Origin of the sequence: Streptosporangium carneum, from assembly GCF_027922005.1 — a bacterium.
Taxonomy (GTDB): Bacteria; Actinomycetota; Actinomycetes; order Streptosporangiales; family Streptosporangiaceae; genus Streptosporangium; species Streptosporangium carneum.
The window spans coordinates 60,456-77,676 of record NZ_BSEV01000015.1; the positions used below are offsets into that span (position 1 = coordinate 60,456).

At 71.5% G+C, this 17,221-nt stretch carries 15 protein-coding genes; 7 read left to right on the forward strand and 8 right to left on the reverse strand.

The window, feature by feature from the left end; translation table 11 throughout:
• Positions 1-197 precede the first annotated feature (197 nt).
• On the forward strand, positions 198-1,352 hold the full coding sequence (locus PKF00_RS27575; RefSeq protein WP_271220562.1) for an RtcB family protein: 1,155 nt from the start codon (positions 198-200) through the stop codon (positions 1,350-1,352).
• Positions 1,353-1,486: 134 nt separating this feature from the next.
• On the opposite strand, the gene PKF00_RS27580 is transcribed toward PKF00_RS27575, so the two are convergent.
• Positions 1,487-1,981 (reverse strand): DinB family protein, encoded by a 495-nt coding sequence (locus tag PKF00_RS27580; RefSeq protein WP_271220563.1) that lies wholly within the window; start codon positions 1,979-1,981, stop codon positions 1,487-1,489.
• A gap of 55 nt (positions 1,982-2,036) precedes the next feature.
• Positions 2,037-2,675 (reverse strand): class I SAM-dependent methyltransferase, encoded by a 639-nt coding sequence (locus PKF00_RS27585; RefSeq protein WP_271220564.1) that lies wholly within the window; start codon positions 2,673-2,675, stop codon positions 2,037-2,039.
• A 95-nt stretch (positions 2,676-2,770) separates the two neighbouring features.
• On the opposite strand from PKF00_RS27585, the gene PKF00_RS27590 reads away from it, so the two are divergent.
• Positions 2,771-3,349 carry a helix-turn-helix domain-containing protein gene (locus PKF00_RS27590; protein WP_271220565.1) on the forward strand — a complete coding sequence of 193 codons (579 nt, stop codon included), beginning with the start codon at positions 2,771-2,773 and terminating at the stop codon, positions 3,347-3,349.
• 329 nt (positions 3,350-3,678) lie between these two features.
• Here the strand turns inward: PKF00_RS27590 and PKF00_RS27595 are convergent, their stop codons facing one another.
• Together PKF00_RS27595 and PKF00_RS27600 are read right to left on the reverse strand one after the other, a co-directional pair.
• Positions 3,679-4,521, reverse strand: a complete 843-nt coding sequence (locus tag PKF00_RS27595; RefSeq protein ID WP_271220566.1) for an oxidoreductase — start codon at positions 4,519-4,521, stop codon at positions 3,679-3,681.
• Positions 4,522-4,838: 317 nt separating this feature from the next.
• Complete coding sequence (locus PKF00_RS27600; RefSeq protein ID WP_271220567.1) at positions 4,839-5,855, reverse strand: alpha/beta fold hydrolase; 1,017 nt, start codon at positions 5,853-5,855, stop codon at positions 4,839-4,841.
• A 375-nt stretch (positions 5,856-6,230) separates the two neighbouring features.
• On the opposite strand from PKF00_RS27600, the gene PKF00_RS27605 reads away from it, so the two are divergent.
• Both PKF00_RS27605 and PKF00_RS27610 read left to right on the forward strand, forming a co-directional pair.
• Positions 6,231-6,773, forward strand: a complete 543-nt coding sequence (locus PKF00_RS27605; RefSeq protein ID WP_271220568.1) for a TetR/AcrR family transcriptional regulator — start codon at positions 6,231-6,233, stop codon at positions 6,771-6,773.
• A gap of 172 nt (positions 6,774-6,945) precedes the next feature.
• The gene (locus PKF00_RS27610; RefSeq protein WP_271220569.1) at positions 6,946-7,626 is read left to right on the forward strand and encodes a DUF899 family protein; all 681 of its coding nucleotides are present in this window, start codon (positions 6,946-6,948) and stop codon (positions 7,624-7,626) included.
• A 76-nt stretch (positions 7,627-7,702) separates the two neighbouring features.
• Here the strand turns inward: PKF00_RS27610 and PKF00_RS27615 are convergent, their stop codons facing one another.
• Both PKF00_RS27615 and PKF00_RS27620 read right to left on the reverse strand, forming a co-directional pair.
• Complete coding sequence (locus PKF00_RS27615) at positions 7,703-8,026, reverse strand: hypothetical protein (RefSeq protein ID WP_271220570.1); 324 nt, start codon at positions 8,024-8,026, stop codon at positions 7,703-7,705.
• A gap of 350 nt (positions 8,027-8,376) precedes the next feature.
• Positions 8,377-8,877, reverse strand: a complete 501-nt coding sequence (locus PKF00_RS27620) for a hypothetical protein (RefSeq protein ID WP_271220571.1) — start codon at positions 8,875-8,877, stop codon at positions 8,377-8,379.
• Between the two features lie 306 nt (positions 8,878-9,183).
• Here PKF00_RS27620 and selA point away from each other — a divergent pair, with 306 nt between their 5' ends.
• Complete coding sequence (gene selA, locus PKF00_RS27625) at positions 9,184-10,473, forward strand: L-seryl-tRNA(Sec) selenium transferase (protein WP_271220572.1); 1,290 nt, start codon at positions 9,184-9,186, stop codon at positions 10,471-10,473.
• Positions 10,473-12,272, forward strand: a complete 1,800-nt coding sequence (locus PKF00_RS27630) for a SelB domain-containing protein (protein ID WP_271220573.1) — start codon at positions 10,473-10,475, stop codon at positions 12,270-12,272. Before selA ends, PKF00_RS27630 begins: the two co-directional genes overlap by 1 nt.
• Positions 12,273-12,394: 122 nt before the next feature.
• On the opposite strand, the gene PKF00_RS27635 is transcribed toward PKF00_RS27630, so the two are convergent.
• Complete coding sequence (locus PKF00_RS27635) at positions 12,395-13,111, reverse strand: B3/B4 domain-containing protein (RefSeq protein ID WP_271220574.1); 717 nt, start codon at positions 13,109-13,111, stop codon at positions 12,395-12,397.
• 249 nt (positions 13,112-13,360) lie between these two features.
• A complete protein-coding gene (locus tag PKF00_RS27640; protein WP_271220575.1) occupies positions 13,361-14,575 on the reverse strand; it encodes a cytochrome P450 in 1,215 nt (404 codons plus the stop codon).
• A gap of 438 nt (positions 14,576-15,013) precedes the next feature.
• Here PKF00_RS27640 and PKF00_RS27645 point away from each other — a divergent pair, with 438 nt between their 5' ends.
• Positions 15,014-17,188 carry a SpoIIE family protein phosphatase gene (locus tag PKF00_RS27645; protein ID WP_271220576.1) on the forward strand — a complete coding sequence of 725 codons (2,175 nt, stop codon included), beginning with the start codon at positions 15,014-15,016 and terminating at the stop codon, positions 17,186-17,188.
• Positions 17,189-17,221: the final 33 nt, after the last annotated feature.

Genomic DNA, 17,221 nt, shown 5'->3' on the forward strand with positions numbered 1-17,221 from the left:
CAGGCGGTGAGGCGACAGCGTGCGGCAGTGGTCGAGCCCTCGATCCAGCCGGCCTTTCGCTCGTGCGCCTGTACTCCGGCGATCGACACCGGAGCCCGCCAGGCGTGAACCCCAAAAACCAGTACAACCCGCGCACCATGACGGCCTACGCTGCCACCACGGTGCGCGGCACCCACCCATTCCGATCGGAGACCCCCATGCCGAAGCAGGTAGCACCCAACCTCATCTCCTGGGCCAGCGACATCGAGCCCGGGACGATCGAGCAGGCCGCCCGCGCCGCCCGTCTCCCATTCGTCGAAGGCCACGTCGCCCTCATGCCCGACGCCCATGTCGGAATGGGGGCCACTGTCGGCTCCGTCATCCCCACCCGTGGCGCGATCATCCCGTCAGCGGTCGGCGTTGACATCGGCTGCGGCATGATCGCCACTGAGACGGACCTCACCGCCGCGGACCTGCCCGACGACCTGTCCGCGCTCATGCCGCTCGTGGAACAGCTCATCCCGGCCGGCGTCGGCAAGGGTCACCACGATCCGGCCGTCGACGAGGCGCTGGGCGCGCTCGGTACGCCGCACACTGACCTCACAGTGAGGCAGGAGAAGACCGTCGCCAGCCAGTTCGGAACGCTCGGAAGCGGCAACCACTTCGTGGAAGTGTGCCTCGACGAGCGCGATCGGGTCTGGACCGTGCTCCACTCCGGATCCCGCGGTATCGGCAACCAGCTCGCCACCCGCCACATCGGCGAGGCCAAGAAGTTGATGGCCCAGTACTTCATCACCTTGGCCGACCCCGACCTGGCCTACCTCGTGCAGGGAACCCCGCAGTTCACCGCCTACATCAGCGACATGCTCTGGTCGCAGCGCTACGCCATGGAATCGCGGGCACGGATGGATCGAGTCCTCAGCCAAGCCCTGTTCGGCGTGGTCGGGAAGGGTGAGCGGGTCAAGACCGTGAACTGCCATCACAACTTCACGCAGCAGGAGAAGCACCGCGGCAAGGATGTGTGGCTCACCCGCAAGGGAGCCATCAAGGCCGACGTGGGCGACGAGGGAGTGATCCCCGGAAGCATGGGCACCCGCTCCTACATCGTGACCGGTCTCGGCAACCCGGCCTCCTACAACTCGTGCTCCCACGGTGCAGGCCGGCGCATGTCCCGTACGCAGGCCCGCCGCGAACTCACCGCCGCATCACTCGCTGAGGCGATGGGCGACCGCACCTGGAACGCCGACCGCGCAGGCGCCCTGGTGGATGAGCACCCGCAGGCCTACAAGTCCATCGACCAGGTGATGGACGACCAGAAGGACCTCGTCGCCGTGCAGCACACGTTGCGGCAGATCTTCAACTACAAGGGCTGAGCGGCGCGAGCTGTCCGTGGGGAGGGGAAGTGGCTCTCACCGTGGCTGTCTTCCCTCCTGTCCTCTCTCCTCGGTGACGCCGCGCGTGTCCTGCCACGAGCGGACGGCCGGTTCCTCGCCGGCGGCCGGCTGCGTCAGCGGCCGGTCGAGCCGTCGATCAGTTCGCGGAGGATGTCGGCGTGTCCGGCGTGGCGGCCGGTCTCCTCGACCATGTGGGCCAGCGTCCAGCGCATCGAGGGCGGGTGACCGGCGGTGGAGGGGCGGGCCACCGGCGCCGTCAGGTCGGTGCAGCCCTCGATGACCGCGTTCGCCCGGTCGACGGCGTCGCGGTAGTCGGCCAGAACGGAGGCGACGGTCTCCTCGGGGCGCGGCCGGAACGTGCCCGGCCAGTCGGTCACCTCCTCGCCGAGGAAGTGATACCGCTCGACGTGCGCGAGATGGCGGACCAGTCCCAGCAGCGACGTGCCCGAGGGGACACCGGGGGCACGGACCTGCGGTTCCGGGACGTCCTGGGCCTTGGCGGCCACCGCGGTGCGCAGGTGGTCAAGGAAGCCGCGCAGTACGTCCTTCTCTCCGGGGCCGGTGCGCGGGGGCGGAGTGTCCCTTCGGCGGGCGTGCGGGGATGTCATGGCGGCTCCTTCGAGTGGCGATGTCATGGTGGGTCCTTTGACCGGTGATCGGGGGTCAGCCGGTCCGGCGGATCAGCAGGACGTGATCGACGACCTCGGCGGTGCGCCCGTCGGGGCCGGTGGCCATCCGGCGGGGCGCGTCCGTGCGCTCGACGCTCCAGCGTCCGGGGTCGAGGTCGAGGCCCGCCGCGATCTCCGTCGGGGACGGAAAGCGGGCGTCCGGGTCCTGGTTCCAGGACCAGGGCGCGACGGAGCCGTGGTCGACGACCAGCAGTCGCCCGCCGGGAGACAGCGCGTGTGCGGCGGCTCGCAGGACGTGCTCGCGCGGCAGGTCGAAGGAGGTGTGCAGGTAGTGCGCGGACACGAGATCGAACCGGCCGGCGGGAAAGCTCCGCGCCAGGTCGTGTCGCTCCGCGGTGATGTGCTCGTCGAGCGCGAGGGCGTGCGCGCGCTCGGCCAGCCGGGCGATCGCGACGGCGGAGACGTCGACGGCCGTGACCCGCCATCCGCGGCGGGCGAGCCACAGGGCGTCACCGCCGGCGCCGCAGCCCAGGTCGAGAGCCTCACCCGGGGTCAGGTTGGCGGTGATCTCCGCGAGCCGGGTGTTCACCCGGAGGTCGATGGGCGGGGTGTGTCGCCGGTAATGGTCATCCCAGAAGCGGGCGGATTCGTCGGGACGGTCGGTGGCGGACATGGATACGGATGCTCCTCGTGGTGTGCTGGTGAGGTCAGCATTGCCCTGATTGCGGAAACTGGCATGATTTCTTGCGGTTCCGGCAAGATGACAGGGTGAGCGATGACTTCGAGGACGTGCTGCACGCGGTCGGGCCTCGGTTACGGGCTCTGCGCCGGCACCGCGGGATGACGTTGGCCGACCTCGCCGTGACGACCGGGGTGTCGGAGAGCACGCTGTCCCGGCTGGAGAGCGGGCAGCGGCGAGCCAGTCTGGAGTTGCTGCTGCGGCTGGCCCGCGAGTACGACGTCCCGTTGGACGATCTCGTCGGCGCTCCCCGCACCGGTGATCCGCGGATCCATCTGGCCCCGATCCACCGGTTCGGCATGACGTTTGTGCCGTTGTCTCGACGGGCGGGTGGTACGCAGGCCTACAAGATGATCATTCCGGGCGGGGAAGGGCACGTCGAACCGGACCGGAAGACCCACGAGGGTTTCGAATGGCTCTACGTCCTCAACGGACGTCTGCGGCTGTTGCTCGGTGAGCGCGACCTGGTGCTCCCGCCAGGCGAGGCGGCTGAGTTCGACACCACGCTCCCGCACTGGCTCGGCAGTGCCGACGGCCGTGCCATCGAGCTGCTCATCCTGTTCGGGCAGCACGGACAGCGAGCACACCTTCGGGTTCGAACGAGCTGACCGTCGGCATCGGGACGAACCTTCTTGATCGATGAAGACATCTCGATCCCTTGCCGGGCCGAGGCGGGCCCGGCTTCTCGCCGGACGCCATGTTCTGACGCATCCGACGACGAGGCGTCGAGGGATCGAGGGCTTGGGTCATGTGACGTAACGGCGCCGGCCGAACGTCGCGCCCTCCGGGGCGCGTTCCCGGAGCCGGCCTCGGTGCGGCGCCGTCCCAGAGGGCTGCCGCGAAAGCCGATGTCACGAAGATGCACGGACAACGGCGGCGGTCGTGATCGTTGGGAAATTCCCGGCGGATACGCCTGACGCGCGCGCCGAGGCTGGGGCTATCGTTCGTCGGCGGGGTAGTCGGCCGAGCGGCTCACGTCGGCCCACTTCTCGGTCTCGGCGGCGCGGATCTCCGCGGCCTCCCGGGCGGAGGAGAGGGCGTCGCCGCCGAGGACGAGCCGTCGGGGCGGGTCGTCGTGGCCGACCACGTCGATGATGATCCTCGCGGCGCGGGCCGGGTCGCCGGGCTGGGTGCCGTCGTTCTCCCGCCGGTAGCGGTTGACGGCGCCCACGGTCGGTTCGTAGTCGGGGCCGACGGGGTGGAGCTCCATGGAGGAGCCCTGCCAGTCGGTGCGGAACGCGCCCGGTTCGACGATGACGACCTTCACGCCGAACGGGGCGGTCTCGCTCGCGAGCACCTCGGAGAAGCCCTCGACGGCGAACTTCGCGGTCTGGTACGCGCCCATGCCGGGTGTTCCGCCTACGCGTCCGCCGATGGAGGAGAACTGCACGAAGGTCCCTGACCGCTGGGCGCGCAGGACGGGCAGGGCGGCGCGGGTGACGTTCACGACTCCGAAGAGGTTGGTTTCGATCTGGGCGCGGAAGTCGTCTTCGGTCATCTCTTCGATGGGCGCGCTGTTGGCGTAGCCGGCGTTGTTGACGACCACGTCGAGGCGGCCGAAGGCGTCGACGGCCTCATGCACCGCGTGGGCGGCCGCGCCGGGGTCGGTGACGTCGAGGGGGACCACCCGGACGCGCTCGCCGTGGCGGGACGCCAGGTCGTCCAGTTGCTCGGGGCGTCGCGCGGTGGCGACGACCTGGTCGCCTGTCTCCAGGACGGCTTCGGCGAGCTGACGCCCGAAACCGCGCGACGCGCCGGTGATCAACCATGTCCTGGCCATGACTCGTTCCTCCGTTCGGTGCTCTTAACTGCCTCATCAATGTAGCACTTAAACTGAACAACTTCATCTGAAGGTGACATGTATTACCTTTTGTGCCACATGAGGGGCCTCGGTCGTGATGCGTCCCAAGGCGGCCGCAGCCACACCTCGCTGATCGCGGGAGAGGCCCGGCATGCCGGAGGCGGTCGAGGGCGTTTCGCCGGGGACGGCCACGGCGGCCGGGTGGAGGAGTCCCGCCACGCCCGGTCCCGCGAACGCGACGCCGACGACGGTGCGGCGTTCCGGGCCGGGAGTGGCGCGGAGGACTGGAGGCCTCGTCAGAGGTGGTCCGCGTCCACGACGGCCTGGGCGAAGGCCGTGGGCGCCTCCTGCGGCAGGTTGTGGCCGATGCCCTTCAGGGTGCGGTGGTCATAGGGGCCGGTGAACATGTCCCGGTAGGAGGAGCCGTCGCCCGGCGCGGTGAAGGGGTCGAGTTCGGCGTCCAGGGTGACGGTCGGGACGTTGATCGCCGGCCGGGCGGCGAGCCGCCGCTCGAAGCCGTCGTAGCGGCGCTCGCCCTCGGCCAGGCTCAGCCGCCAGCGGTAGTTGTGGATCACGACGGCGGCGTAGTCGGGGTTGTCGAAGGCCGCCGCCGTGCGCTCGAACGTGGCGTCGTCGAAGTCCCATGTGGGGGAGACGGTGTCCCAGACGAGCCGGGTCAGGTCGTGCCGCTTGGTCCTGTCCTCCATGGCCAGGCGGCCCCGCTCGGTGGCGAAGTAGTACTGGTACCACCAGGCGTGCTCGGCCTTCGGCGGCAGCGGCTGGAGGTTGGCCTCCAGGTTCGTGATGAGGTAGCCGCTCACCGACACCAGCGCCTTGCAGCGCTCCGGCCACAGGGCCGCGATGATGTCGGCGGTCCGCGACCCCCAGTCGAACCCGGCGAGCACGGCCTTGTCGAGCCTGAGGGCGTCCATCAGGGCGATGACGTCCAGGGCGATCGCCGACTGCTGGGCGTTGCGGAAGGTCCGGGAGGACAGGAACCGGGTCGTGCCGTGCCCGCGCAGGTAGGGGACGATCACCCGGTACCCCCGTGCCGCCAGCAGGGGGGCGACGTCGACGAAGCTGTGGATGTCGTACGGCCAGCCGTGCAGGCAGATGACCACGGGCCCGCGTGCCGGGCCCGCCTCCGCGTAGCCGACGTTCAACAGCCCGGCCCTGACCTGCTTCAGGGCGGCGAACGACGTGTGCGCGCCCGCGGGTGCGCTCCGCGTGGTCGCGGACGCGGCCTGGGAGACCGCGAGCGAGGCGACGGTGGCCAGTCCCAGGGTCTTGCCGAAGGTACGCCTGTTGATCATGTGAAGTCCTCTGTGCGTCGTGAGCGCGGGGATGACCGTTCGCGAGCGGTGCTCCCACCCTTGCCTCCGGGAGAACCGGGCACATCAGTCAGTTGACGGTGAGACGCGATCGCGCGCCGTCCTGGCGCGGGCTCTCGATCGCCGCGCCCCCGGCGGTGCGGCCGAGGTCGAGGCCACGCGTGGACATGCTCCAGGGCCTCCTCCGTGCGACGGTTCCGCCGCGGCCGTCGGCGGCCGCGGCGGAACCGTCGAGCCATGGGGCCGCCGTCGGGCGTCCCCATAAACGTCTCATAAGTGTAGAGGTTAACTCTTGAAAATTCAGATGGATGTGTCAACAGTTTATTCATGTGCTACAGAGTCGGCTATCTTGGGTGGGTGAGAGCCGACGCCGCACGCAACCTGGAACGTGTCCTGAGCACGGGCGCCCGCATGCTCGCCGACGACCCCTCGGTGAGCATCGCCGCCATCGCCGCCGAGGCCGGCGTGGACCGCCGCACGGTCTACCGGCGCTTCACCTCCCGAGAAGAGCTCCTGGCCGCTGTGTACCAGGCGCGGTACGACGCGGTCGAGAAGGCCGTCGACGCGGCCAGGCTGCGGGAGGCGCCCGTCGCCGTCGCGCTGCACCGCTACGTCGAGGGAATCATCGCGGTCAACCGCAGATGGCCGGTGGAGACGAGCCGCCTGCTCGCCGAGGAGTCGATCCGCGAGCGTCGCCGGCGCCTGATCGACGAGGTGGACGCCTTCGTCCGGCGGGCGACCGACGAGGGTCTGCTGCGGTCCGACCTGCCGCCCGGCTGGGTGAGCACGCTGCTGCCGCCGCTGATGCTGCACGCCGCCGAGGAACTGTCCGGCCTGAGCGCCGCGCAGGCCGCCGACGTGGTGGTCGACACGCTGCTGCGCGGTGTGGGAGGCGCATAGGCGGACGCTGTCGGCGGCCCGCAGGCTCGTTCGCCGGGCGTCGTCGTGTGCTCGACGGCGCCGACGCCGCCGCGACGGCTCCGGATTCAGAGTCGCCGCAGACGCCGCCATAGACTTGGAGAGTCGAGGGCAGGGGATCCGGACCGGGTGATCGTCACCCCAGGAGGACGCCATGCGGCAGACAAGACTGGCCGGCGAGTCGGCGGAGTACCTCGCCGCCCGCGAGGAGCTCCGCCTGGCCGAGATCGACCTCATGCGCCACCGGGAAGAAGTCGCGGCCCAGCGGCGGGCGCTCCCTCAGGGGCCGCCCGTCGACGACTACGTCTTCCTCGAGGGCCCCGCCGACCTCGAGACGGGCGACGCGCCGGTCCGCGAGGTCTCCCTCAGGGAGCTCTTCACCGCGCCGGACCGCCCGCTGATCGTCTACCACCTCATGTACGGCAAGCTGCAGACCGACCCGTGTCCCATGTGCACCCTGTGGATCGACGGCTTCAACGGCATCGCCCACCACGTCGCCCGGAACGCCGACTTCGCCGTCGCCGCGGCCGCTGACCCGCCCGCCCTGCGGCGGCACGCCCGCAACCGCGGCTGGCACCGGCTGCGGCTGCTGAGCTGCGGCGACAGCACCTTCAAGTACGACCTCGGCAGCGAGGACAAGGACGGCGAACAGGACTCCACCATCTCCGTCTTCACCCGCGACGGCGACGGCGTGGTCCGTTACTTCTACTCCACCCACCCCCGCATGGCCGACGACATCGCCCAGCGTGGCATCGACCTCCTCGCCCCCGTCTGGCACCTCCTCGACCTCACTCCTCACGGCCGGGGCGACTGGTTCCCGAGTCTCGACTACTGACCTTCGGCCGGGGGCCCGATCGGGGCCCCCGCCGCCGGCTCGGCGTCACGGCGGGGACCGGAGTGCGGAGCCGACGTCAGCAGTTGGGGATGACGCTCGCCACAACGAAGGAGTAGCTGTGGGAGGGCGTGTACTCGGAGAGCTGTCCGAGGGATACGCAGGGGCCTCCCTCGTACCAGGAGCCCATGCCGGAATTGGGGTTGGGGTGGGTGACGTAGATGAGGACGGCGTACCGGGCGTAGCCCTCGGTGCAGAGCGCCCAGGCGGTGCGGGTGCCCTCGTACCTGCCGACCGAGCAGTTGACGGCGGAGGCGCTTGCGGGAGAGGCCGCGCCGACGAGCGCGGTGACGGCGAGGAGAGCTGTGGCGGACAGGGCCGCGGCGTGCTTTCTGAGGTGCATGTGCTGACCTCCAGCATGTTGGCTGGTGCGTGGACGGTCCCCCGAAGGTGGCGCACTGTTAAGAAAGCTTCTTTTTAGAAAATAGACGGATGCCGCGTCCCGTCAAGGCCTGTCCCTCCCGCGCCTTTCGCGAACGCCCGGGCTCCGCGCGAGATTGGGTCGCTCCCCTTCCCCCTGCCATCGCGCCTGGGCGCCGGAAGGGGAGCGCGGAGCCCACTGGGCTCACGGGTCACTATGCCGATTCAAGGCGAAAGTCGGCATAGCCAATTCTGGGCTTTTTGGACTGGGGTTTCGGGTGGGCTGTGCGCGCGTGCGGTCAGGGCTCCCCTGACGGGGTCGCGGGCGTCCTCTCACACCCGCGACCAGACCTTCAGCAGTGCGACGAAGTCGTTCCAGCGGTCGCCGACGTACTCCACGTCGCCGATCTGCCCGTAACTCGTGTTGTTCACGATGTCGCTGTAGTGGGACCAGTGGCAGGCGCCGTAGAGCCGGTAGGAGCTGATCCGGTAACCCCAGCCGACGGCGGAGACGTCGATCAGGTACCCCTTCCGGTCGCAGGGGCCGTCGTCGCCGTAGATGTCGGCCCGCCCTCCCCGCCAGCCGGCGTGCTCGTACACTCTCACCAGCAACGTCTTTCCCGCGCTGGCCGCGTTCAGGGTCGCCGTGTCGCCGCACGCCCTGCTTATCGGGGAGGCGTCCCTCCCCGGCTGGGATCCGTGGACGATGAAGGCGCAGTTCGCGTCTTTCCCGGATTCCGCGGTCGCGTCCGCCGGAGCCGTCAGTGAAGCGACGGCGAACAGCGCGGTCACGACGATCGCACGCACGGTGCGCCGCCGGTTCTGTCGGATCATCGACTCAGCTTCTTTCTCCTCGAATGGCCGCGTGAATCCGGATCCGGAAGGCCAATCATAATTTTGTGGATCATGCGCGGGACAGCGGGAAAACGGACGGCGATCGACGGTTTTCAGCCACCGGTTACACGGAGTCCGTGAGATTGTCAGAAGGGTGCGCGTGAAGGCCAGGGGGCTGCTCGTCCTTCCGCGACGGTGTCCCGCGCGCCCCCTGGGGCCGACGAGTGCCGCCCGCGGGACGCCGTCGACGGCGTCTCTCGGCCCGGCGGTTTCGGTTCCCGCCCTCCTGCGCTCTATGTTCGAGGAATGGACCCACGCAGGCGCGTGCCCCGCACCGACGTCGTGCTCGCCGACCCTCGGCTGGTCGCGGCGGAGGGACGGCTCGGGCGGGGGGTCGTCAAGGACGCGGTGGCGCAGGCACAGCTACGGGCGCGGCAGGGCCGGCTCAGCCCGGAGGAGGTCGCGGACGCGGCCGTCGCGGCGCTCCCGCCGTACGCCGCGAGCCTGCGTCCTGTGATCAACATGACCGGCGTGCTCGTCCACACCAACCTCGGCAGGGCGCCCCTGTCGGCGGCCGCGACGGCGCCCCCCGTCGCCGCGGCGGGCTGCACCGACGTGGAGTTCGACCTGGCCGCCGGGGTCAGGGCCCGCAGGGGCAGGGGAGTCCTCGACGCGCTCGTCAGGGCCGTGCCCGCGGCCGAGGCCGCGCACGTGGTCAACAACAACGCCGCCGCGCTCGTGCTGGTCGCCACCGCGCTCGCCGCGGACAGGGAGATCGTGATCAGCAGGGGCGAGCTGGTGGAGATCGGGGACGGCTTCCGCATCCCCGACCTGCTCGTCTCGACCGGCGCGAGGCTGCGCGAGGTGGGCACGACCAACCGCACGTCGTACGCGGACTACGCCGAGGCCGTGGGGGAGCGGACGGGGTTCGTGCTCAAGGTGCACCCGTCGAACTTCCGGATCGAGGGCTTCACCGGATCCGTCGAGGTCGCCGAGCTGACCGGGCTCGGGGTGCCCGTCGTCGCCGACCTCGGCTCAGGGCTGCTCACCAGGGAGCCACTGCTGCCGGAGGAGCCTGACGCGGCGACCACGCTCGGCGCGGGAGCCGACCTGGTCACCGCCAGCGCGGACAAACTGCTCGGCGGGCCGCAGGCGGGCCTGCTGCTGGGCCGTCGTGAGCTGGTCGAGCGGTGCGCGCGGCATCCGCTCGCCCGCGCACTGCGGGTGGACAAGTTGACGCTGGCCGCGCTGGAGGCGACGCTGCGCGGCCCCGCGCCCCCTGTGCGCCAGGCACTGCGCGCCGACCCGGCGACGCTGCGCGAACGCGCCGAGGCGATCGCCAGGCGGCTGTCCGAGGCGGGCGTCGACGCGAGGGCCGTGCCGAGTGAGGCCACCGTGGGCGGCGGCGGGGCCCCCGGCGTGCCGCTGCGGAGCGCCGCGGTGAGCCTGCCTACGCTGCTCGCCGCGCCGTTGCGGACCGGCGACCCGCCCGTCGTGGGCCGGATCGAGGGCGGAAGGCTTCTGCTCGACCTGCGGGCCGTCCCCGGGGAGAGGGACGGCGACGTGACCCGCGCCGTCCTCGGAGCCGTCGGCTGATGCACGTCGTCGCCACGGCGGGCCACGTCGACCACGGGAAGTCCACGCTGGTGCGCGCGCTCACCGGGATGGAGCCGGACCGGCTGGCCGAGGAGCGGCGCAGAGGGCTGACGATCGAGCTCGGTCACGCCTGGACGACCCTGCCCTCGGGCGAGCGGCTGGCCTTCGTCGACGTCCCCGGGCACGAACGGTTCCTCGGCACCATGCTGGCGGGGGTCGGCTCGGCGCCCGCCGTCATGTTCGTGGTCGCGGCCGACGAGGGCTGGATGCCGCAGTCCGAGGAGCACCTGGTGGCGCTGGAGGCCCTCGGGGTACGGCACGGCCTGCTCGTGGTGACCCGCGCGGACCTCGCCGAACCCGGGCCCGCGACCGAACGGGCCCGGGCCCGCCTGGCGGCAGGGAGCCTGGGCGAGGTCGAGGCGCTGGCGGTGAGCGGGCGCACCGGACAGGGCCTCGGCGAGCTGAGACAGGCGCTGGACCGGCTGGCCGCGAAGCTGCCCGCCCCCGACCCCGAGGCCCCGGTGCGACTCTGGATCGACCGCGCGTTCAGCGTGCGCGGCAGCGGCCCGGTCGTGACCGGGACGCTGCCCGCGGGCCGGATCGCCGTCGGGGACGAGCTCGCCTCCGACGGCGGCCTTGTCAGGGTGCGGGCGCTCGAATGCCTGAAGGAACCCGTGGCCTCGGTGACCGGCGTCGCCAGGGTGGCGGTGAACCTCCGCGGCGGAGGCCTTCCCGAGCGGGGCGGGGCGCTCCTCACGCCGGGCTCCTGGACCCTGACCGACCTGGTCGACGCGCGCCTGTCCCCGGTCGCGGCCCGTGGACGCGGACGGGAGGATCGCGCGCGGCCAGACGCGGGGGACGCCGTCCTGCCGGGCAGGCTGACCGCGCACATCGGCTCCGCGGCCGTCGTGTGCGAGGTCAGGCCGCTCGACGCCCTGGTCGTACGGCTGCGCCTGGCCAGAGCACTGCCGTTGCACGTGGGCGACGTGCTGCTGCTGCGCGATCCCGGCAGGGACAGGAGCGAGGTCAGAGTGCTCGCCGGGGCGCGCGTCCTGGACGTGCGGCCTCCCGCGCTGCGCCGCAGGGGCGCGGCGCGGCAGCGCGCGGCCGAGCTGGCGGCGGCCGCGCCGGACGCGGTCTCGCTGCTGGGCACGCACCTGCTGTTGCGTGAGAGTGACCTGCGGGCCATGGGGTGCGCCCCCGTGACCGGGCCCGTGTGCGGCGACTGGCACGCCGACCCCGCGTACTGGTCGCGTCTGCGGGAGCGGCTGGCGGAGACGGCGGCCAGGTACGCGGCCGGGCATCCGCTGGAGCCCGGCATGCCGCTCGAGGCGGCCCGCCACGAGCTGGGACTGCCGGATCGGCGGTTGGTCGTCGCGCTCGTACGGCCGCCGCTGGCCGTCACGGACGGGCGGATCGTGAGCGGAACGTCCCGGGACCTGCCCGCGCCGGTCGCCCTCGCGCTCCGGCGGCTCGGCGCGGAGCTGGCCGCCTGCCCCTTCCTCGCGCCCGAGGCGGGACGGCTCGCGGAGCTGGGGCTGGGGCCCAGGGAGCTGGCCGCCGCCGTACGCGCGGGGGCGCTGCTGCGGGTGGCCGACGGGATCGTGCTGCTGCCCGGCGCGGACGTCACGGCGGCGCGGCTGCTGGCCGAGCTGCCCCAGCCCTTCACGGTCAGCCAGGCGAGGCAGGTCCTGGGCACCAGCCGCAGGGTCGCGGTGCCGCTGCTGGAGCATCTCGACCGCAGCGGGCTGACCGAACGCCTCGACGAGATCCACCGCCGCTGCCGGAGGCCTCGCTGAGCCCTGCTTCGCGGATCACCGGACGCGGGCGCCGCCCGCGCGCGTCGGTCTCGCCCGCCCTCCGCGCTCCGTGCGGCTCTCCCCGGAGTGCGGAGACTCGGTGACGCCCCCGTCGGGGGATGTCACAGCGGGAGGTCGAAACGCGGTGTGGACGGGCTCAGCGTCGCGCTCTTGGTGATGACCGGCCAGACGCCGGCCAGCTCGTCCGCGACCGTGGCCGTGAGCTCGGAGACGTCGGCCGCCGCGGAGGCGTGCATCGCCTCGGCGACGATCAGGACGGTGGCGGTCGTGTCCCTGACGGCGGACAGGCCGCTCTGCCGGTTGGTCCACCGCCGGGCGTGCGCCCGTCCCGCGGCGTCAGCGAAGATCACCTCGTTCGCGTCGGGGTTCTCGTGCTCGCCGGAGAAGGTCAGGTAGTCCTCGTCGCCGTGGGCGTGCCTGACCTCCAGGCTCGCGGTGACGTCGGCGACGTCGAAGACGGCCACCGGGATCGCGAACGCGAGCGAGATCGCGTTGCAGAGGTCGATCAGGGGGTGGATGCGCGGCAGGGACCGCTCCTTCCTGAAGCGCCGCAGCAGCGACTCCGAGGCGCATCGGTACTGGGTGGGTTTGAGGCCCATCTTCGAGAAGGTGCGCCGCCACGCCTGTATCTCGGGGAACTCGCTCTCCGAACTCGTCGCGAGCCGGGCTTCGGCGAGGGCGCAGAACTTCGCGATCCGGGAGTCGACGGAGACGTCCCCGCCGATCCCCGTGGCGAAGACCGCGCCCGCGGCGAGGTCCGGATGCTCTGACCAGATCGCACTCGAGTGCTGGAAGTACATGAGGAAGGCCCCTGTCACGGACTGGATCCATTGATCGACGAAAGCGATTCTGGCACCGTGGCGGCCCCGCGTCCGGGATCCTCCGAGACCGAGGCCGAGGCCGAGGCCGAGTCTGAGACTGAGACTGAGGCCGAGTCTGAGGCCGCCGACGCCGGCCCCGCGGGCACGACGCCGCCCGTCCTGACAGCCGGATCAGGGATCAGGCTGTCAGGACCACTTCGGCCGGGCCCCGGCAGGCGGGAGGCCGGTCTCAGCGGCGCGCCCGCGTCACCACGTGACCGGGATGCGGGTGACGCCCCCGGTGAGGGTGTCGTGACGCTCGGTCAGCTCCTCGACGGGGGCGGCGAGGGCCAGGGTGGGGAAGCGGCGGAACAGGGTGCCGAACACCGTCCGCAGCTCCACTCTGGCGAGGCTCGCCCCGATGCAGTAGCGGGCGGCGTAGCCGAAGGCCAGGTGCGGGTCGTCGAAGCCGCGGCCGATGTCGAAACGCTCGGGGTCGGAGAAGGCCCGTCCGTCGCGGTTGGCCGCCGTCGTGAGGATGATCACCGCTTCGTTGCGCTTGATCGTCACGCCGCCGACGACCACGTCCTCCTGGGCGTAGCGGGGCAGGCCGTGGTTGCCCGGCGCCGCCATCCGCAGGATCTCCTCGACCGCCGCCTCCGCCAGCGACGGGTCGGCGACCAGCGCGTCGCGCTGGGCCGGGTTGGTCAGCAGCAGGAGCACGCCGTAGTCGATCTGGTTGAGGGTCGTCTCGTGCCCGGCGAACAGCAGGCCCGCGGAGAGAACGGCGATCTCGTCGTCGGGCGCGTCCATGGTCGCCAGGTCGGAGAACACGTCCTCCGCCGGATGCCTCCGCTTGGCGACGACGATCTCCCTGGTGTACTCCCGCAGCCCCTCCATCGCGGCTCCGGCCCGTTGCGGATCGCTCAGGTCCGTCATCTCGTCGGCCAGTTTCCTGAAGTGGTCGCGGTCGGCGTACGGCACGCCGAGCAGCTCGCAGATCACCAGCACGGGCAGCGGAAGGGAGAGCTCCGCCCGCAGGTCGGCCGGGCGCGGCTGCTCCGCCATGTGGTCGAGCAGACCGTCGACGAGCTCCTGCACATGCGGTCCGAGGGCGCTCATCCTGCGGGCGGAGAAGGCGGGGGTGAGCAGCCTGCGCATCCGCTCGTGGTTGGCCTTCTCGGTCTCGACGTCACCGAGCGAGCCGCCGAACAGCACCGAGCTGGAGATCCTGGACGCCCGCTCGGGGTTGGGGGCCGCGCGGCCGAGTCGCCGGTCGGCGAAGGCCTCCCTGGCCTCCTCGTATCCGGAGATCAGCCAGGCGACGTCGCCCGCCTGGGTGCGCACCCGGGCCACCGGCTCGCGGTCGCGCAGCGCCTGGTACGCCTGCGGGACCTCAAGGGGGTTGGCCCGGTCGAAGGGCAGTCTCGGCAGGTCGGCGGAGTCGACATGGCCGGTGTGGTCGTCGGTGTGGTCGTCCATGGCCGAAGGGCACCCCCTGAGCTCGATGACAAGATCGTCTTAAAACATCTCATCGAACGGCATGTCAGACAAGGAGTTGCGATCTTGTGTTTCCTCCGTGGCGGCTCCGTTTCGACGATACCCATGGGGTGAGCCGCGCCGGGTCTGTCCTCCTGAGGCGAGGTCGTGAAATGTCGTTGGAGCCCTCATCTCCTCATCAGACCGTCCCCATAAGACCGCAAATTTAGCGAACGGGACGCTTGTCTGGAGGTGCAGGTCGCCCAAAACCCCTGGTCAAGGAGAGTATCGTCCAAATATGTGCAGTAAGTCATGCCGTCTGGTGGCGCAGTCCCCACCCCGATCCGCCCGTTCGGGACGGGCGCGCCGCCGCACGGCGGCGGGGGCCGTAGGAGAAGCGCGACCGTACGGCGTTCGCCTGCCGGAGACGAGGCGCTGACGGTGCCGGAATCCTCCACCTTCCTCGACGGCCGTTCCCGCAGGGGCGGCCTCGACGCGCTGGCGGAGGATCTCGTCAGAGTCCTGGAGGAGGTCGGCGCCCACCTGGGAGCCGTCTACCTGCTGGCGCCGGACGCGCAGGTGCTGGAACTGGCGGTGATGAAAGGGGCTCCCCGCGACTTCATCCGGCCCTGGGAGAGGATGAGCCTGGCCACGCCCGTCCCGATCGCCGACGCGATACGGCAGGAGCGGCTGGTGTGGGTGGGCGACGAGAAGGAGATGGCCCGCGACTACCCGGGAGCCGCGCTCGTCATGCCCTACGAGTTCGCGCTCGCCGCGGTGCCGCTGATCGGGACCGAGACCGTCTACGGCAGCATGTTCGCGCTGTGGTCGGGCACGCACCCCTGCGAGCTGTCCTCGGTCGAGCGCGACCGTCTCACGGCCGCCGCCGCGGAGATGGCCAAGGGGCTGGAGGAGGCCGACAAGGAGGGGCGCAGGCTGCGCCCGGGGCTGGCGCCGCGGGTGGTGACCGCCCCCAGCATGCAGCCCGCCGAGGTGCTCGAGGCGGTGACGGCGCGCCTGCCGGAGGGGGTGTGCGGCCTGGACCTCACCGGCCGCATCACCTTCGTCACCCCGAGGGCGTCGGAGCTGCTGGGGGTGCTCTCCGGCCGGTTGGTCGGCTCCCCGCTCTGGACGGCGGTGCCCTGGCTGGACGACCCGGTCTACGAGGACCGCCACCGCGCGGCGATGATCAGCCAGCAGCCCACCTCCTTCGTCGCGTTGCGCCCCCCGAACCGCTGGCTCTCCTTCGAGCTGTACCCGGCGGAGAGCGGCGTCACCGTGCGCATCACCCCGGCGGAGGTCGAGGCCGCCGACATCCCGGCCCCCACCTTGTCGGCCGATCCCCCCGTCCCCGCCCTGGAGACCGACCTGCCGCTCCCCACCAGGGTCGGAGCCCTTTACCACATCCTCCACCTGGCCAGCACGCTGACCAAGGCCGCCAGCGTGCAGGACGTGGTCGACCTGGTCGCCGACCGCCTCATGCCGGCCTTCGGCGGCGACGGCATGGCCCTGATGGTCACCGAGGACGGCAGGATGAGCGTCGTCGGCGACCGGGGCTACCCGCCCCACCTCAGGGAACACTACGACGGTCTTCCGCTCACCTCCCCGGTGCCGAGCGTGCGGACCATGGTCACCGGGGTGCCCAGCTTCTTCGGCTCCCAGGAGGAGCTGGACGCGGTCCACAGCCCGGCCATCGCCCGGGACGACGGGATGGCCGCGTGGGCGTTCCTGCCGTTGATCGCCTCCGGGCGGTCCATCGGCACCTGCGTGCTCGCCTTCGCCAGGCCGCACCGCTTCACCGTCGAGGAACGCGCCCTGCTGACCTCGCTCGGCGGCCTGATCGCCCAGGCGCTCGACCGCGCCCGCCTGTACGACGCCAAGCTGGAACTCGCCCACGCCCTGCAGAAGAGCCTGCTGCCGCACGCCCTTCCCCAGCTGCCGGGCCTGAGCGCCGCCGCCCGCTACCTGCCGGGAACGGAGGGCATGGACATCGGCGGCGACTTCTACGACGTCATCCGGCTCGACGAGGACACCGTCGCCGCCGTCGTCGGAGACGTCCAGGGACACAACGTCACCGCCGCGGCGCTCATGGGAGAGGTGCGCACCGCGGTCCGCGCGTACGCGACCGCGGGCGCCGACCCCGGAGAGGTCCTCTCCCGCACCAACCACCTCCTGGTCGACCTGGACCCCGGTCTGTTCGCCAGCTGCGTCTACCTCAGGATCGACCTGCGCCGCAACGTCGGCTGCCTGGCCCGCGCGGGCCACCCCCAGCCCCTGCTGCGCCACCCGGACGGGCAGGTGCGGGTGGTCGAGGCGCCCGGTGGCCTGCTGCTGGGCGTCGACCACTCGGTGGAGTACCCGCACACGGAGATCCCCCTGCCGTCCGGCGCAGTCCTCGCCCTCTACACCGACGGCCTGGTCGAGACCCCCGGCGTCGACATCGACGACGCCCTGGCCGACCTCGGCGCGGAACTGGCCCGCGCCGGCGACCGGCCCCTCGAGGAGGTGGCGGAGACCCTGATCAAACACGCGCAGCAGACCAGCCACCGCAGCGACGACATCGCCCTGCTCCTGCTCCGCCTGTCCGCGGGGAACGGCCTGCCTCTCGGCGAGTAGCGCACGGCCCGACCCGGTGGGCGTCTCCCGCCG

Bases quoted from the DNA above. Each gene is read 5' to 3' on its own strand.
- PKF00_RS27585 (WP_271220564.1), bottom strand. From the start codon at position 2,675: ATGTCCGCCACCGACCGTCCCGACGAATCCGCCCGCTTCTGGGATGAC.
- PKF00_RS27630 (WP_271220573.1), top strand. From the start codon at position 10,473: ATGCACGTCGTCGCCACGGCGGGCCACGTCGACCACGGGAAGTCCACG.
- PKF00_RS27640 (WP_271220575.1), bottom strand. From the start codon at position 14,575: ATGGACGACCACACCGACGACCACACCGGCCATGTCGACTCCGCCGAC.
- PKF00_RS27620 (WP_271220571.1), bottom strand. From the start codon at position 8,877: ATGATCCGACAGAACCGGCGGCGCACCGTGCGTGCGATCGTCGTGACC.
- PKF00_RS27600 (WP_271220567.1), bottom strand. From the start codon at position 5,855: ATGATCAACAGGCGTACCTTCGGCAAGACCCTGGGACTGGCCACCGTC.
- PKF00_RS27615 (WP_271220570.1), bottom strand. From the start codon at position 8,026: ATGCACCTCAGAAAGCACGCCGCGGCCCTGTCCGCCACAGCTCTCCTC.
- PKF00_RS27595 (WP_271220566.1), bottom strand. From the start codon at position 4,521: ATGGCCAGGACATGGTTGATCACCGGCGCGTCGCGCGGTTTCGGGCGT.
- PKF00_RS27575 (WP_271220562.1), top strand. From the start codon at position 198: ATGCCGAAGCAGGTAGCACCCAACCTCATCTCCTGGGCCAGCGACATC.
- PKF00_RS27610 (WP_271220569.1), top strand. From the start codon at position 6,946: ATGCGGCAGACAAGACTGGCCGGCGAGTCGGCGGAGTACCTCGCCGCC.
- selA (WP_271220572.1), top strand. From the start codon at position 9,184: ATGGACCCACGCAGGCGCGTGCCCCGCACCGACGTCGTGCTCGCCGAC.
- PKF00_RS27580 (WP_271220563.1), bottom strand. From the start codon at position 1,981: ATGACATCCCCGCACGCCCGCCGAAGGGACACTCCGCCCCCGCGCACC.